Origin of the sequence: Pacificoceanicola onchidii (genome assembly GCF_004804335.1) — a bacterium.
Classification (GTDB): domain Bacteria; phylum Pseudomonadota; class Alphaproteobacteria; order Rhodobacterales; family Rhodobacteraceae; genus Pacificoceanicola; species Pacificoceanicola onchidii.
Window position 1 is genome coordinate 745,130 of sequence record NZ_SRXY01000001.1, and the last position, 14,739, is coordinate 759,868.

The following is a 14,739-nucleotide window of genomic DNA, read 5'->3' on the forward strand; positions in this document are numbered from 1 at the left end:
TCACTCTTCGTTGTAGCGGTAACCGATACCGTAAAGGGTTTCGATCGCGGAAAACTCGCTGTCGGCCGTCCGCATCTTCTTGCGCAGGCGCTTGATGTGGCTGTCGATGGTGCGGTCGTCGACATAGACCTGATCGTCATAGGCCACGTCCATCAGCTGATCGCGTGATTTCACGAAACCGGGGCGTTGCGCCAAAGCCTGCAGCAGCAGGAACTCCGTCACGGTCAGCGTGACATCCGCGCCTTTCCACGTCACGGCGTGGCGCAGCGGATCCATGGTCAGGCTGCCGCGGGTCATCAGTTTCGTGTCTTCGGTCTCACCAACCGCATCGCCGGCAACCGCTTCCTGGCGGCGCAGCAATGCGCGGATCCGCTCAACGAGAAGTCGCTGGCTGAAGGGTTTCTTGACGTAATCGTCCGCCCCCATGCGCAGGCCCAGAACCTCATCGATTTCATCATCTTTGGAGGTCAGGAAAATGACCGGCATCTTGGATTTCTGGCGCACCCGTTGCAGCAGGTCCATGCCATCCATGCGGGGCATCTTGATATCGAACACGGCCATGTCGGGCATTTTCTTGTTAAAAGCGTCCAGCGCCGCCTGACCGTCATTATATGTCTCGACTTCGAAACCCTCTGCTTCAAGAGTCATCGAAACCGATGTCAGGATATTCCTGTCATCGTCCACCAAGGCGATTTTTGACATTGGTTTTTCCTTATACTGCTCTGTTTGCCTGATTTTTTCGCCCAGTATGCGAGAAAATTGCTTTTCCAACAATCCCAAAGTGCGAATCAGGCCTTTCGTCACGAGTCATTTCAGCCGGATTTTCCAAATGAATGACTAAAAAGCCTCACCCCGATGCCGCGCATTGTTCCTATCTTGTGTCAGGTGGGCGCTAACACTGTAGGCAGTGTTTCGCCATGGTATCGCTAAAGGTCTTTTGGTTGCGCTAACTGCGCGGTTCCGTCCTGTTCACGCTGACAAGGCACGTGTTAAAGGAAAATTCTCAGGCGCCATATCCGGCGCAAGATACTTACTTACAGGCGCTGCGACAGGAGCAAAGCAGATGACATTTGGACGGGTAAACCCGCAATTCCAGCTTGAAGATCAAGGGATCGAAGGGCTGGGCAATGTCTATTACAACCTCATGGAGCCTGCGCTGATCGAGGCGGCTCTGAAAAAAGGCGAAGGCAAGCTTGGCAAAGGCGGCGCGTTTCTCGTGTCCACCGGCCAGTTCACCGGCCGCTCCCCCAAGGACAAGTTCATCGTGCGCACGGCATCGGTCGAGGATTCGATCTGGTGGGAAAACAACGCCCCGATGGAACCGGCCGGTTTCGATGCGCTCGAAGCGGACATGCTCGAGCACATGAAGGGCCGCGACTACTATGTTCAAGACCTCGTTGGCGGCGCCGACCCGGCCAATGCCATCGACGTGCGCATGGTAACCGAACTGGCATGGCACGGCCTCTTCTGCCGCCACATGCTGCGCCGTCCGGATCGCGAAGACCTCGACACCTTTGAGGCTGACTGGACCGTGATCAACTGCCCGAGCTTCAAGGCCGACCCGGCCAAGCACGGCTGCCGCACCGAAACCGTTGTGGCGATGAACTTCGACAAGAAGCGCATCCTGATCGCCAACACCGAATACGCAGGTGAGAACAAGAAGTCGATCTTCACGCTTCTCAACTACATCCTGCCGGGCAAAGGCATCATGGCGATGCACTGCTCCGCCAACCACGCACCGGGCAACCCTGTCGACACCGCCATCTTCTTTGGCCTGTCCGGTACCGGCAAAACAACGCTCTCCGCTGATCCGGAGCGTGTTCTGATCGGCGACGACGAGCACGGCTGGTCCGAGCGCGGCACCTTCAACTTCGAAGGCGGCTGCTACGCCAAGACCATCAAGCTCTCCGCTGAGGCAGAGCCGGAAATCTACGCCACAACCGAGAAATTCGGCACGGTGATCGAGAACATGGTCTATGACGAGCAGACCTTTGACCTCGACTTCGACGATGACAGCCTGACGGCCAACATGCGCTGCGCTTACCCGCTGCACTACATCTCCAACGCGTCCAAGACCGCGCTGGGTGGCCATCCGAAGAACATCATCATGCTGACCTGTGACGCGTTTGGCGTTCTGCCTCCGATCGCACGACTGACCCCGGCGCAGGCCATGTATCACTTCCTGTCTGGCTTTACCGCCAAGGTGGCTGGCACCGAGCGCGGCGTGACCGAGCCGGAGCCGACCTTCTCGACCTGCTTTGGCGCGCCTTTCATGCCGCGTCGCCCGGAAGAGTACGGCAACCTGCTGCGCGACAAGATCGCCAAGCACGGCGCGACCTGCTGGCTCGTCAACACCGGCTGGACCGGCGGCGCCTACGGCACCGGCTCGCGCATGCCGATCAAGGCAACCCGCGCCCTGCTGCACGCAGCGCTCGATGGCAAGCTGGCCGACGCGGACTTCCGCAAGGACCCAAACTTCGGCTTCGACGTACCTGTCTCTGTGGAAGGCGTGCCGGAACTCCTGCTCGACCCACGCAAGACTTGGGACGACAAGGAAGCCTACGACGCGCAGGCCACCAAGCTGGTCCAGATGTTCGCAGACAACTTCGAACAATACGTGCCTTACATCGACGACGATGTGAAAGCCGCCGCGATCAGCTAAGCGCTTCCCAAAGAACACCGAAAGGCCCTGCATTGCGCGGGGCCTTTTTGCTTTTACTCGACAGCAAGGAACGATCCGGTCAAGCTGAGCTCATGGCGCAGAAGACATTTGAAATCATTCACGACGGCATCGTATTGGGTCATTCAGCGATGGAACACGGCGACCCACCTATGGGCTGTGCCGAAGGCGCGTTCATAGCGGAAGACGCCTTCTTCACTTTCGTCAAAAATGTCCCACCGACCGGCACAGAAGAAGGCATTTGCCGCTGGACAGGGTTGAATTTGCGTGTATCGGGGGATCAGGCAATCCCTTGTTTGGACCTTGTCCTGTATGAAGCGGTCGGCCCGGACTGTGTTTTGCGATGGGTCGATGCTCTCGGTATTCCAAATGACTTGTACCAATCCTTGTTCGAGCACCATGTGGCGATCTACGAAAACTGTGTCAGGCGGTCCCAAAAGCCAATCTTGCCCTGACGCATTGCCTAAAGAACGCTTGGCGACAGCGTGCTCAGTGCTGATTTTCCGACTGCTCCGAACCCCATGCCATGTTATCACATGTCCATGTTACGCGCCCTGCCCTTTCTCCTGCTCGCCTCCCCCGCTTCGGCCATAGACCTGGTAGAATACGGCGTGATCTGCGAGATCGAGATGGGCGAGCCGCGCGAAGCGCCCCTGACCGAAAGTGGCGTGATCAATGCCATCGAGCAATCCCGCGCCTTTGACGTCTACACCCGCGCTGTCCCGGCCCACATCGGTCTCAGCTTTGGTCTGCGGATGCTGCTCCCCGAAGGCGAGATCAGCAACAGCGCCCGGATGACCGTCACCCATCCGCCCATGGGCCGGCGCGGCGTCACCGTCGAAAGCTGGACAACGCCGCTGACACCGGGCGTTCCAGCCCTGAACCTCTTCACCTTCGAAAAGCCCTACGAAATGGTGCAGGGCACCTGGACCTTTGCGGTGATCGACGCGCGCGGCAAGCAGTTCGAAATCAGTTTCGAAGTTCTGCCGCCCGACTCCGTGCCGCAAGTGCAGGCCGCCTGTTTCGATCCTGTTCCGCTGTCCTGAAGCGCGTCGCGCCTGTAGGCCGGGGTTTCACCCCGGCATCCGCAGAACATCGCGTAGAACCCCGTGACGATCATAACTCTCGGCGACAACGCGGCCCTGCGCAGGCTCGGGCCTTTTCTGCGTCGCCTGCGCCATGGACTGACGGTGCAGATCTTCAATGGCCTTCAACGGAACACCGCTTTGCGCCAACCGCGCCTGCAATCCGGGCCGTTTCGGATTGACCGCGACGCCGGCCTCCGTGACCAAAACGTCCACGTCTGAGCCCGGCGTCGTCACGTGCCGCACCCGATCCACGATCTTCGGCCAGCCCGCCGCCGTCAGGCGCGTGGTGATCACGGTCAAGTCCGCGCCTTCGGCCGTATCCGCATGCCCCCCGGATCCCCCCATCAAGGTGCCATCCGCCCGCGTTGTCACGTTCACGTTGAAGCCCAGATCGACCTCCGCCGCGCCGAGCACCACCGCGCTCAATCCATCCACCACCGCTCCGCCCGGCTGCGGTGCGGCGTAGCGAAAGGCGCTGATCTCTTCGTGGCGCGGATCACTTCGGATTGAAGCCACCGCCTCCAGATCAAAGCACTGCACGTCGCATAGCCGCTGAAACAACCCGGCCTGCAGCAAGCGCACATGCGCCCCGGTGATCCCTCCGCTGGCAAAGCCGCCGCGCACACCGCGCGCCGCCATTTCCGCGCCAATCTCCTCCGCTGCGATCAGGGAAATGCCCCCTGCTCCGGTCTGAAAGCTGAAGCCGTCTGTAAGAACGCCACTCTGCGCAATGACCTCCGCCGCAAGCGCGCCAATGGCGCGGCTTGTCTCGTCCACAGCCGGGCGCGTTGCGCCGCTGGATATTCCGCCGGGATCGCCGATCCGCTCCAACATGGCCACCGCATGAACCTTCTCCGCCGGAACCGAAACCAAGTCCGCCGGGATTTTGGTCTCGGTGTCGCTGACCGCAATCACCCGGCGTGCTTGTGCCACGTCCGCCATGGGATAGCCCATCGCGCCAAATGCACTTGGACCCAGGCAGCCGGTCAAAGCGCCGCTGGGATCAACGCAGGATGCCGCGACAAACGCCGCATCAATCTGGAGCGCGCCGCAGCCCACTTCTCGCGCCCTTCCGCCGTGCGTCTGCAACCGGATCGGCATACTCAGAACGCCCTTACTCACCGCCTGCCCCACGGGGCCCGAGGCAAACCCCGTGGTGAGTTCACCGACCACACCGCTCCGCATGTGCCGAACCAAGGGGGCGTGTACCGGAAACAGCGAGCTTGCCGCGATATGCAACCCCTGCAGCCCCCGCGCGGCACAAACGTCAAGGACGGCGTTCAGAACGCCGTCCCCGTTTCGTAAGTGATGATGAAAGCTGATACAGGCGCCGTCGGTCAGCCCCGCAGCCTCAACGGCCGCTTCAAGCCCGGTCACGCGGCGCGGAGCCCAAGGATTTCGCGCGCCTGCTGCCACGTCGCCACCGGGCGCTCATACTTCTCGCATAGCTCCGCCGCCCGCGTCACAAGCGCCGCGTTGGACGGTGCCAGACTGGACTTGTCCCAACGCACATTGTCTTCGAGACCAGTCCGCGTATGCCCGCCTGCCGCAATCGACCACTCGTTGACCTCGATCTGATGCCGCCCGATCCCGGCGGCACACCAGTCCGCGTCGGGCGCGAGCCGTTTGACCGTCTTGACGTAGTAATCAAAGACATCGCGATCACAGGGCATCGCGTTTTTCACACCCATGACAAACTGCACGTAAAGCCTGCCGGGAATGCGCCCGTCCTTGTTCATCTCGGCAGCCTTGAAAATATGCGACAGATCAAAGGCTTCGATCTCCGGTTTCACCTCGTAGTTGCGCATCTCCGAGGCCAGCCAGTCCACCAGATCCGGCGGGTTCTCGTAAACCCGCGTCGGGAAATTGTTCGATCCGACCGACAGCGACGCCATGTCGGGCTTGAGCGGCAGCATGCCGCCCCGCGCCTGCCCGGCACCGGACCGTCCGCCGGTGGAAAGCTGGATGATCATGCCCGGACAGTGCTTTTCGATCCCCTCGACCAGCCGGGCAAAGCGCTCCGGGTCCGACGTGGGGTTCTCGTTTTCATCACGCACATGGGCGTGCATGATGCTGGCCCCGGCTTCGAACGCCGCATGCGTGCTTTCGATCTGTTCTTCGATCGTGACCGGAACCGCCGGGTTGTCGGACTTGCGCGGCACCGAGCCTGTGATGGCAACGCAGATGATGCAGGGTTTGGACATGGCGGCTCTCCTTGACTTTGGCCGGATACTGGCGCGGCCCGAAAGGGAGCGCAAGCGGACGGAGCGGCGTTCTGGCTCCGATGGCCGTGCCGTAATTGGATATTTAAACAGAGAAGAAGACAGGGGCGCGGTGCCGGGCCCCTGACTGTTGTCATAAGATCAGATGTCGAAGAAGACCGTTTCGTTTTCGCCCTGCAGGCGGATATCAAACCGGTAGACGATCTGACCGTCCTTGTCGCTGCGTTTGGCCAGAAGCGTGGCGCGGCGCTTTTCCCATTCGATGGTGTTGATGACCGGGTCCGCCGCGTTGGCTTCGGTTTCGTCCTCGAAGTAGAGTCGCGTGTTCAGCCCGATGTTAATACCGCGCGCGACGATCCACAGGTTGATGTGCGGCGCTTGCGTGGTGCCGTTGCGCCCCGGCGTGCTGCCCGGTTTGATAGTCTCGAACGCCCATTCGCCGGTTTCGAAGTTGGTGATGACACGGCCCCAGCCACGAAAGCCTTCTTCGGTTTCACCCGCGCTTTCAGGATGCGGGTAGACGCCCTCCGCATTGGCCTGCCAGGCCTCGAGCAGCACGTCCTTGACCGGGCTGCCGGTGCCGTCGATCACAAGCCCTTCGACGCGGATTCGCTCGCCCGTCGCATTGGGTCCGGCGATGTCCCAACCCAGTTCGCGCTCGTAGATGTCGAACCCCGCCGCGCCGGGTGCGAGACCGATGTGAACGTAAGGACCGGCTGTCTGGGACGGCGTTTCTTTCAGGTAATCAAGTTTCTGGACCATGGTTCAGTTCCCCTCCAGACGGTTTTCGAACAGCGTCGAGCGCCGCCCGCGCAGCACGATGTCGAACTTGTAGGCAATCGTGTCGAGCGGGATCGTCGCATTCAGATCCAGCGCCGCCACAAGACTGTCAATCGCCGCCTGGGACGGGATTGTCTTCACGATCGGGCATTTGGCAATCAGCGGGTCCCCTTCGAAGTAACACTGGGTAATGAGACGCTGTGCAAAGCCGGACCCAAAGATCGACATGTGCACATGCGCAGGCCGCCAGTTGTTCACCCAATTGCGCCACGGGTAGGCGCCGGGCTTCACGGTGCGGAAAAAGTAGTAGCCGTTCTCGTCGGTCAGGGTTCGACCGCAGCCGCCGAAATTCGGGTCAATCGGCGCGAGGTAGGTGTCTTTCTTGTGCCGATAGCGCCCGCCCGCATTGGCCTGCCAGGCCTCGACCAGCGTGTTCGGCACCGGGCGGCCGTTCTCGTCCAGAACCCGGCCATGCAGGATGATCCGTTCTCCGATCGGGCTTTGGCCGGGCTGCGCGTAATTCAGGATCAGATCGTTGTCGATCGGATCGATGTCGCCATGGCCAAACCGCGGCCCGGTGATCTCGGACACGGTATTCTCAAGGCTGATCAGGGAATACTGCGGCGAGCGCGCCACGGAGGTCTTGTAGTCATGCGTGTAGGCGGGCGGGTGCCACTCGCGGTCACGTTGGTAATATTCGGCGGGTGTCGACATGTTCGTCAGTCCTCCTCAGGGCCGGAATTGGTGCGCGTTTCCGGTATTCAGTCTTTTTCCGCGTCAAGTTCGGCCCAGGTCTGTTTGGCCAGTTTGATCGCATGATTGGCTTTCGGCACGCCCGCGTAAACCGCCACGTGTTGAAAGGCTTCCATGATGTCTTCTTGTGATGCGCCCGTCCGGGTCGCCGCGCGGATGTGCATCGGAATTTCCTCGAAATTTCCACAGGCCGCGAGCAGCGCCAGTGTCAGCATGGACCGCTCGCGCCGGGAGATCCTGTCATTGGCCCAGAGGTTGCCCCAGGCGGTTTCCGTGATCATTTCCTGAAACGGCCCATCCAGCGGTGTCTTGGCCGCCTCTGCCCGGTCCACATGTGCATCGCCCAGAACCTGACGGCGGACGGCCATGCCGGTGTCGTATCGGTTGGTCATTGTCTCTCCTCAACGCTCAGTAGGGCAGCCCAACGTAATTCTCGGCCATCGCCACCTGCGCGGCATGGTTGCTGCACAGGAAGTCAATCTCGGCCCGCTGCATTTTCAGATCGAACGGCGATTGCTCCGGGTAGCGGTGCAGCAGGGACGTCATCCACCAGCTGAAGCGCTCCGCCTTCCAGACCCGCGCCAAAGCTTTTTCGGAATACCGGTCAAGGCCTTCGCTGTCGCCATCCAGGTAATGCTGAACCATTCCGTGATAGAGATAGTGAATATCGCTCGCCGCCGTGTTCAGCCCCTTCGCCCCGGTCGGCGGCACGATATGCGCCGCATCACCACACAGGAACAAACGCCCCCAGCGCATCGGCTCGGTCACAAAGGAGCGCAGCGGCGCGATGCTTTTCTCGATCGACGGGCCGGTTACGAGCTTCTCTGCCATCTCCGAAGGGATGCGCCGTTTGAGTTCTTCCCAGAACGCCGCGTCTGTCCAGTCGTCCGGGCTGTCTGACAAGGCGCATTGAATATAGTAGCGGCTCAGGTTTTCGTTGCGCATGGAGCAAAGCGCAAACCCACGGTCGGAGCTGGCGTAGATCAGCTCGTCATGCACCGGCGGTGTCTCGGACAGGATTCCAAGCCAACCAAACGGATAAATCTTCTCGTATTCCTTGCGCACGCTCAGCGGGATGGTCTGGCGGCTGACACCGTGGAAGCCGTCACACCCCGCAACGAAATCGCACTCGATGCGCTGCTCGGTGCCATCCACCGCATAGGTTACATAAGGTGCATCGCTGTCCGCTCCGTGGATCGTAACGCTTTCGACGTTGTAGACAATCTGCCCGTCCATCGCCTCGCGCGCCTCATAGAGATCGCGTGTCACTTCGGTCTGGCCGTAGACAACAACCGTCTTGTCGATCAGGTCCTTGAAACTGATGCCGAACTGTTCATCTCCGTAGGAGATCACCGTGCCGTCATGGACGTAGCATTCCTTGTCGAGCCGCTCCGCCACGCCAGCCTCGCGCATCAGATCGACAAACCCGGTCTCCAGGATACCCGCCCGGATGCGCCCCAGGACATAGTCCTTGGTCTTTCGCTCCAGAACGATCGTGTCGATGCCCTTGCGATGCAAAAGCTGGCTGAGCAAGAGACCGGACGGGCCGCCGCCGATGATGCAAACCTGAGTACGCATGGGTGTCCTCCTTTTCCTTGATCGCAGTAGACACTGAACCCATCAATCATGTAAAATTGTATTTCAGCCGATATACTTCACCATTTTGATAACCATATGCTCGACCGCCGGATCAAACTTCGCCATATCGAAGCTTTCGCTGCCATTGCCCGTCATGGTCAGTTGAAGCTGGCCTGTGACGCCCTGAACCTGTCGCAGCCCGCTCTGTCCAAAACCCTGAAAGAACTGGAAGACGCGCTTGGCTCGCGGTTGATGGACCGGGACCGTTCCGGCGTGGCTTTGACGGCGGAAGGCGAGGTTTTTCTTGAGTTCGCAGGCCAGGGGCTCGCCGCGTTGCATCGCGGTGTTGAAGGGGTCGGGGCGATCCGCGCCGGGGGCAAAGACCAACTCAAGGTTGGTTCTCTGCCGTCCGTGGCGGCCCGCCTCATGCCGCCTGCCGTCACCTTGTTCACACGCATGGCGCCCGGCACACGGCTTGTATTGCGGGACGGCGGTCATGGGGCTTTAACCGCCGATTTGCGCAGCGGCGCACTCGACATGGTGATCGGGCGCATGGGCACGCCGGAGATGATGCAGGGCATCAGCTTCACCCAACTGTATCTGGAGCGCGTGGTCTGCGTCTGTGATCCCGGCCATCCGCTACATCGTACCATCAGCCTGACCGTTCAGGACCTGACAGAATGGCCGGTGCTTTACCCGCCCGAAGGCGCCGCGATCTGGCCGCTTCTGGAACGTTGGCGCATGGCCGAAGGTTTGCCGGATTTCCCGAACCGTCTGGATTGCGTCTCCGGGGCTTTTGGCCGCCATTACGTGCCGGGAACCGAGGCGCTCTGGTTCATCTCGGAAGGGGTTGTTGCGCAAGACATCGCCGCAGGCCGTCTCGCCGCTTTGCCGCTCGACCTCAGCCTGACCAGCGGGCCCGTTGGCCTGATGACCCGGCCGGAAACCACCCCTTCGCGCGCCCAGAGCCTCTTTGCTCGCGCCTTGCAGAACGCAGCCGCGGCTTTGTCCATATCCTGAGCCTCTCGCCAGACCATCCACAAGTTAATGGGGTTATCCCCAAAATATCACTTTACACAGAGACTCGAGACCGGCACCATATCTTGTAAGGGTGCTGGAAAAGGCCCCAGCCCCTTGAGCAGGCAGCTAGTGCTTGGGGCGTTCACGCCGCTCGCACGCAATCAAAAGAGGTGGCGGCATGGCCCTGTCCGAGCAATTCCTGAACGATGACATTCATCCCATCGACATCGTCGAGCACATCGCGTCCCACAACGAATGGGATTTCGACCGCATCGCCGACGATCAGATCGCAATGGCCGTCGAGGGGCAGTGGCGCACCTACTCGATCACCTTGGCGTGGTCTCATTATGACGAAACCCTGCGTCTGATCTGCACCTTCGAGTTCGAGCCGCCCGAGGACCGGATGCCCACGCTCTATGAGGGTTTGAACTCTGTGAACGACCAATGCTGGGCCGGGGCGTTCAGCTTCTGGCCGAGCGAGCAGCTGATGGTCTACAAGTACGGTCTCGTTCTGGCCGGTGGGCAGATCGCCAGCCCGGAGCAGATCGACACGTTGATCTCCGCCGCTGTTTTGTCGGCCGAGCGCTACTACCCGGCTTTCCAGCTGATGAGCTGGACGGATCGCAGCGCCGAAGAATCCCTGCAAGTGGCGATTGCCGAGGCCTACGGCCGCGCCTAAAGGCTAGGCGGCTCTCGCCCAATACTTGTGCAAGCCCGGGCTATTGGCGCCTCTCAAGCGCCCGAGAAAACCTTGCAACTCCAAAAAGATACCCTCTGAACAGACCCGCAGCGCCTTTTGCGCTGTGGTGCGGTATTTTTCCTTGCCCTCCCTGCGCCATGCGTCAATCCTACATCCGGACGTTGTGTCCAAGGGAGGATTTTCATGAAAAAACTAATCACCGCGCTGGCCATTATTGGCAGCGCGCCTGCGGCTTTTGCCGACGAAACCAAGAGCGCCTGTAGCGCCCTGACCGGCACCGTGCTGAGCGCCGCAACAGTAACCAGCGCGCGCGAGATGACCCCGGAAGGCCTGCCCGCCTATTGCGAGGTCCGCGCAACCGCTCTGCCGGCCATCAACATCGAGGTGCGCCTGCCGCTCGAAGGCTGGAACGGCAAGTATTACCAGGCCGGATGCGGCGGATTTTGCGGCATTCTGGGCCGCGCCGATGCCGGGGCGAGCTGGATCAACGCCATGCGCCCGGGGCTTGAACGCGGCTACGCCACTGCGACCTCCGACAGCGGCCACCATGGTCTGTCCGTCGTGGATGCAGGCTGGGCGCAGGACAACCCGCACGCAGAACGCGATTGGGGCTGGCGCTCGATTGGCGAGACGAACCGCGTCGCGCAAGCCATGATCAAAGCCTTCTACGGCACCGGCTCCGATCAGGCGATTTTCCAAGGTTGTTCCACCGGCGGGCGCATGGCCCATGTCGCCGCGCAGCGGTATCCGGAGATGTTCGACGGCATCATCTCCGGCGCGCCTGCCATGGACTACCCCGGCCTTGTCGCCACCAAGATGGCTTGGCTGGTGCAAGCCAACACCGCCGAGGATGGCAGCCAGATCCTCACCGCTGCCGAAGCGGGCAAAATCGGCGCTGCCGTGCTTGATCAATGTGATGCGATTGACGGACAGGAAGACGGCGTGATCGCCGATCCCCGCGACTGCACGGTGGATTATTCCAACGTCGGTCTGACGAACCAGCAGATGGATACGCTGATGAAGTGGCGCGAAGGGCCGCGCAATTCGAACGGTGATCAGCTCTATCCGGGCGGTGTCCCCGAAGGCTCCGAGCCGTTCTGGTGGCTCTGGCTGACCGGCAACGACAAGGGCCGTGCGCCGCTGGTGCCCGCCTTTGTCACCGGTTTTGGCCGCCACATGGCCTTTGACGACGATCCGGGCGTGACATGGTCTCCGATGGATTTCGACTTCGACAAGGACCCGGCGCGCATGACCCAGGCCACCGCCAATTACAACGGCGACAACCCGGACCTGACCGCCTTCCGCGAAGCGGGCGGCAAGATGATAGTCTTCCACGGCTGGGCGGACGCCATCGTCACCCCCTATAAAACCGTGGAATGGCATGAACAGGCACAGGAGGCCGCAGGCGGCGCAGAGGCTTTGGCCGATACCGTTGCGCTCTTCATGGTGCCGGGCCTCGACCATTGCGGCATTCTCCCGGGACCGGACGGCATCAACGCGGCGGCGCTTGACCCCATGTCACCTTTGGAAGCATGGCTTGCCGACGGGACCCGACCCATGTCAATTATGTCCGAATAACCAAAACCCCGGTCCGATGACCCCATCGGGCCGGGGCATGGCCAATTCGGAGGCAGAATGAACAACACCGACATCGCGCAGCGCGGCCTTGTGCTGCTGGGCTGCGGCAAGATGGGCTCCGCCATGCTGGCCGGTTGGCTGGCGGATGGCCTGCCCGCCACATCGGTCTGGGTGCTGGACCCTTACCCGAGCGATTGGGTTCAGGCGCAGGGCGTCCACGTGAACGAAGGTGTTCCCGAGGCACCGGCCGTTGTTCTGCTCGCCGTAAAACCGCAAATGATGGGAGAGGCGCTACCGGTGCTGGCCGCCAAAGGCAACGGCGACACGCTCTTTGTCTCCGTCGCCGCGGGAACCACCCTTGCCACGCTCGAAAGCGTGCTCGGCGGTCAGACCCCGATCGTGCGCTCCATGCCCAACACCCCCGCTGCCATCGGCCAGGGCATCACCGCGATCATCGGAAATGCCAACACGTCCCAGGCCCAGCTTGAAACCGCTGAAACCCTGCTGAAAGCCATCGGCAGCGTGGTGCGCCTCAACAGCGAAGCGCAGATCGACGCGGTGACCGGGCTCTCCGGCTCCGGCCCGGCCTATGTCTTTCACCTGATCGAATGCCTCGCCAAAGCCGGTGAAGCCGAAGGGCTCGCGCCCGACCTCGCCATGACTTTGGCCAAGGCCACCGTCGCGGGCGCGGGCGCCCTTGCCATGCAAGCGGACGAGACGCCCGAGCAGTTGCGCATCAACGTCACCTCCCCCAACGGCACCACGCAGGCCGGGCTTGAGGTGCTGATGGATCAAGTCACCGGTCTACCGCCACTGGCCACCAAGACTGTCGCCGCCGCGGCGAACCGCTCACGGGAACTGGCCAATGACTGACATTACATACGACGACTTTCTCGCCGTCGACATCCGCGTCGGCACTGTGGTCCGCGCCGAGCCTTTCCCCGAAGCGCGCAAACCGGCGATCAAGCTCTGGATCGATTTCGGCCCCGAGATTGGCGAGAAAAAATCCAGCGCCCAGATCACCGCGCATTACACGCCCGAGGCGCTGACCGGCAAACAGGTTATGGCCGTGGTCAACTTCCCGCCGCGCCAGATCGGCCCTATGCGCTCCGAGGTGCTTGTGCTTGGACTGATGGACCCGGACGGCGGCGTGGTTTTGATCAGCCCGGATCACGCCGTGCCGAACGGCGCGCGGATGCATTAGGAGACAAGCCATGGGTCAACCTGCCATCACCGGACACGGTGTCTTCACCCCCTCCGAGATCATCACCAACGACGAACTGGTCGTCGCCTTCAACGCCTACGCCGCGCTTTGGAACGAGGACAATGCGGATGCCATCGCCTCAGGCGAGATCGAGGCCATGTCGCCGTCCAGTTCGGACTTCATAGTCAACGCCTCCGGCATCGAACGCCGTTTCGTGATGAACAAGGATGGCGTGCTTGATCCGACCCGCATGTTCCCGAGGCTGCCCGCCAGGGCAGATGAGGCCCCCGGCGTCATGGCCGAAATGGCGCTGGACGCGGCTCAAAAGGCGCTCGCCATGGCGGGGCGAACCGGCGCGGACGTCGACCTGATCATCTGCGCAGCCTCCAACCACGAACGCGCCTACCCGGCCATTGCCATCGAGATTCAGCAGCTTCTGGATGCGGGGGGCTTTGCCTTCGACATGAACGTCGCCTGCTCCTCGGCCACCTTCGGCATTCAGGCCGCCTCTGACATGATACGCGCGGGCAGCGCCAAGGCCGCGCTGGTTGTCTGCCCTGAGATCTGTTCCGCCCACCTCGAGTGGCGCGACCGGGATTGTCATTTCATCTTCGGCGATGTGGCAACAGCCGTCCTTATCGAACCGGCGGAGAACGCCAAAGGCGCGCGTTTTGACATCCTGTCGACCCGCTGCGCCACCAAGTTTTCCAACAACATCCGCAACAACAACGGCTTCTTGCGCCGCACCCATGACCAGATGGAAGACCGCCGCGACATGCAGTTCATGCAAAACGGGCGCAAGGTCTTCAAGGAAGTTCTGCCGATGGTCTCCGCCCACATTGCCGCGCATATGCAGGCCGAAGGTTGGAGCGCCGATGACCTGAGCCGCCTCTGGCTGCATCAGGCGAACAAGACGATGAATGATTTTATCGGCAAAAAGGTTCTGGGCCGCGTACCGGAACCGGGTGAGCAACCCAACATCCTGCAAGACTATGCCAATACGTCCTCCGCCGGATCCATCATCGCCTTTTCAAAGCACTCCGAAGACCTGAAGGAAGGAAACCGCGGCGTGATCTGTTCCTTTGGCGCGGGCTATTCCGTGGGGTCGGTTCTGGTCGAACGGCGCTGACCGGGCT

General features: G+C 61.4%; 16 protein-coding genes. 9 read left to right on the forward strand and 7 right to left on the reverse strand.

Annotated features, from left to right (window positions below):
* The gene (locus E4662_RS03640) at positions 1-702 is read right to left on the reverse strand and encodes a response regulator transcription factor (protein WP_136439884.1); all 702 of its coding nucleotides are present in this window, start codon (positions 700-702) and stop codon (positions 1-3) included.
* Positions 703-1,063: 361 nt separating this feature from the next.
* Here E4662_RS03640 and E4662_RS03645 point away from each other — a divergent pair, with 361 nt between their 5' ends.
* From E4662_RS03645 to E4662_RS03655, 3 genes are all read left to right on the forward strand, one after another.
* Entirely contained in the window at positions 1,064-2,662 is a 1,599-nt protein-coding gene (locus E4662_RS03645; RefSeq protein WP_136439885.1) for a phosphoenolpyruvate carboxykinase, read from the forward strand.
* A gap of 92 nt (positions 2,663-2,754) precedes the next feature.
* The gene (locus E4662_RS03650; RefSeq protein ID WP_136439886.1) at positions 2,755-3,135 is read left to right on the forward strand and encodes a hypothetical protein; all 381 of its coding nucleotides are present in this window, start codon (positions 2,755-2,757) and stop codon (positions 3,133-3,135) included.
* Between the two features lie 81 nt (positions 3,136-3,216).
* Entirely contained in the window at positions 3,217-3,726 is a 510-nt protein-coding gene (locus E4662_RS03655; RefSeq protein WP_168797881.1) for a DUF3859 domain-containing protein, read from the forward strand.
* Positions 3,727-3,753: 27 nt separating this feature from the next.
* On the opposite strand, the gene E4662_RS03660 is transcribed toward E4662_RS03655, so the two are convergent.
* From E4662_RS03660 to pobA, 6 genes are all read right to left on the reverse strand, one after another.
* Positions 3,754-5,145 carry a citrate lyase subunit alpha gene (locus E4662_RS03660; RefSeq protein ID WP_168797882.1) on the reverse strand — a complete coding sequence of 464 codons (1,392 nt, stop codon included), beginning with the start codon at positions 5,143-5,145 and terminating at the stop codon, positions 3,754-3,756.
* Entirely contained in the window at positions 5,142-5,972 is an 831-nt protein-coding gene (locus E4662_RS03665; protein WP_136439889.1) for a 3-oxoadipate:acetyl-CoA acetyltransferase, read from the reverse strand. Before E4662_RS03665 ends, E4662_RS03660 begins: the two co-directional genes overlap by 4 nt.
* A gap of 159 nt (positions 5,973-6,131) precedes the next feature.
* Positions 6,132-6,752 (reverse strand): protocatechuate 3,4-dioxygenase subunit alpha, encoded by a 621-nt coding sequence (gene pcaG, locus E4662_RS03670; protein ID WP_136439890.1) that lies wholly within the window; start codon positions 6,750-6,752, stop codon positions 6,132-6,134.
* A gap of 3 nt (positions 6,753-6,755) precedes the next feature.
* Positions 6,756-7,484, reverse strand: a complete 729-nt coding sequence (gene pcaH, locus E4662_RS03675; protein ID WP_136439891.1) for a protocatechuate 3,4-dioxygenase subunit beta — start codon at positions 7,482-7,484, stop codon at positions 6,756-6,758.
* Between the two features lie 47 nt (positions 7,485-7,531).
* The gene (gene pcaC / locus E4662_RS03680) at positions 7,532-7,915 is read right to left on the reverse strand and encodes a 4-carboxymuconolactone decarboxylase (RefSeq protein ID WP_136439892.1); all 384 of its coding nucleotides are present in this window, start codon (positions 7,913-7,915) and stop codon (positions 7,532-7,534) included.
* Positions 7,916-7,931: 16 nt separating this feature from the next.
* Entirely contained in the window at positions 7,932-9,101 is a 1,170-nt protein-coding gene (gene pobA / locus E4662_RS03685) for a 4-hydroxybenzoate 3-monooxygenase (protein ID WP_136439893.1), read from the reverse strand.
* Positions 9,102-9,197: 96 nt separating this feature from the next.
* Between pobA and pcaQ the strand changes: the two genes are divergently transcribed.
* From pcaQ to E4662_RS03715, 6 genes are all read left to right on the forward strand, one after another.
* Positions 9,198-10,121 (forward strand): pca operon transcription factor PcaQ, encoded by a 924-nt coding sequence (gene pcaQ / locus E4662_RS03690; protein WP_136439894.1) that lies wholly within the window; start codon positions 9,198-9,200, stop codon positions 10,119-10,121.
* Positions 10,122-10,299: 178 nt separating this feature from the next.
* Entirely contained in the window at positions 10,300-10,800 is a 501-nt protein-coding gene (locus E4662_RS03695) for a type III secretion system chaperone family protein (RefSeq protein ID WP_136439895.1), read from the forward strand.
* Between the two features lie 204 nt (positions 10,801-11,004).
* Entirely contained in the window at positions 11,005-12,399 is a 1,395-nt protein-coding gene (locus tag E4662_RS03700; protein WP_136439896.1) for a tannase/feruloyl esterase family alpha/beta hydrolase, read from the forward strand.
* Between the two features lie 57 nt (positions 12,400-12,456).
* Complete coding sequence (proC, locus tag E4662_RS03705; RefSeq protein ID WP_136439897.1) at positions 12,457-13,272, forward strand: pyrroline-5-carboxylate reductase; 816 nt, start codon at positions 12,457-12,459, stop codon at positions 13,270-13,272.
* On the forward strand, positions 13,265-13,603 hold the full coding sequence (locus E4662_RS03710) for a tRNA-binding protein (RefSeq protein ID WP_136439898.1): 339 nt from the start codon (positions 13,265-13,267) through the stop codon (positions 13,601-13,603). Before proC ends, E4662_RS03710 begins: the two co-directional genes overlap by 8 nt.
* Positions 13,604-13,613: 10 nt before the next feature.
* Positions 13,614-14,732 (forward strand): beta-ketoacyl-ACP synthase III, encoded by a 1,119-nt coding sequence (locus E4662_RS03715; RefSeq protein WP_136439899.1) that lies wholly within the window; start codon positions 13,614-13,616, stop codon positions 14,730-14,732.
* Positions 14,733-14,739: the final 7 nt, after the last annotated feature.

Bases quoted from the DNA above. Each gene is read 5' to 3' on its own strand.
- E4662_RS03640 (WP_136439884.1), bottom strand. From the start codon at position 702: ATGTCAAAAATCGCCTTGGTGGACGATGACAGGAATATCCTGACATCG.
- E4662_RS03645 (WP_136439885.1), top strand. From the start codon at position 1,064: ATGACATTTGGACGGGTAAACCCGCAATTCCAGCTTGAAGATCAAGGG.
- E4662_RS03650 (WP_136439886.1), top strand. From the start codon at position 2,755: ATGGCGCAGAAGACATTTGAAATCATTCACGACGGCATCGTATTGGGT.
- E4662_RS03655 (WP_168797881.1), top strand. From the start codon at position 3,217: ATGTCCATGTTACGCGCCCTGCCCTTTCTCCTGCTCGCCTCCCCCGCT.
- E4662_RS03665 (WP_136439889.1), bottom strand. From the start codon at position 5,972: ATGTCCAAACCCTGCATCATCTGCGTTGCCATCACAGGCTCGGTGCCG.
- pcaG (WP_136439890.1), bottom strand. From the start codon at position 6,752: ATGGTCCAGAAACTTGATTACCTGAAAGAAACGCCGTCCCAGACAGCC.
- pcaH (WP_136439891.1), bottom strand. From the start codon at position 7,484: ATGTCGACACCCGCCGAATATTACCAACGTGACCGCGAGTGGCACCCG.
- pcaC (WP_136439892.1), bottom strand. From the start codon at position 7,915: ATGACCAACCGATACGACACCGGCATGGCCGTCCGCCGTCAGGTTCTG.
- pobA (WP_136439893.1), bottom strand. From the start codon at position 9,101: ATGCGTACTCAGGTTTGCATCATCGGCGGCGGCCCGTCCGGTCTCTTG.
- pcaQ (WP_136439894.1), top strand. From the start codon at position 9,198: ATGCTCGACCGCCGGATCAAACTTCGCCATATCGAAGCTTTCGCTGCC.
- E4662_RS03695 (WP_136439895.1), top strand. From the start codon at position 10,300: ATGGCCCTGTCCGAGCAATTCCTGAACGATGACATTCATCCCATCGAC.
- E4662_RS03700 (WP_136439896.1), top strand. From the start codon at position 11,005: ATGAAAAAACTAATCACCGCGCTGGCCATTATTGGCAGCGCGCCTGCG.
- proC (WP_136439897.1), top strand. From the start codon at position 12,457: ATGAACAACACCGACATCGCGCAGCGCGGCCTTGTGCTGCTGGGCTGC.
- E4662_RS03710 (WP_136439898.1), top strand. From the start codon at position 13,265: ATGACTGACATTACATACGACGACTTTCTCGCCGTCGACATCCGCGTC.
- E4662_RS03715 (WP_136439899.1), top strand. From the start codon at position 13,614: ATGGGTCAACCTGCCATCACCGGACACGGTGTCTTCACCCCCTCCGAG.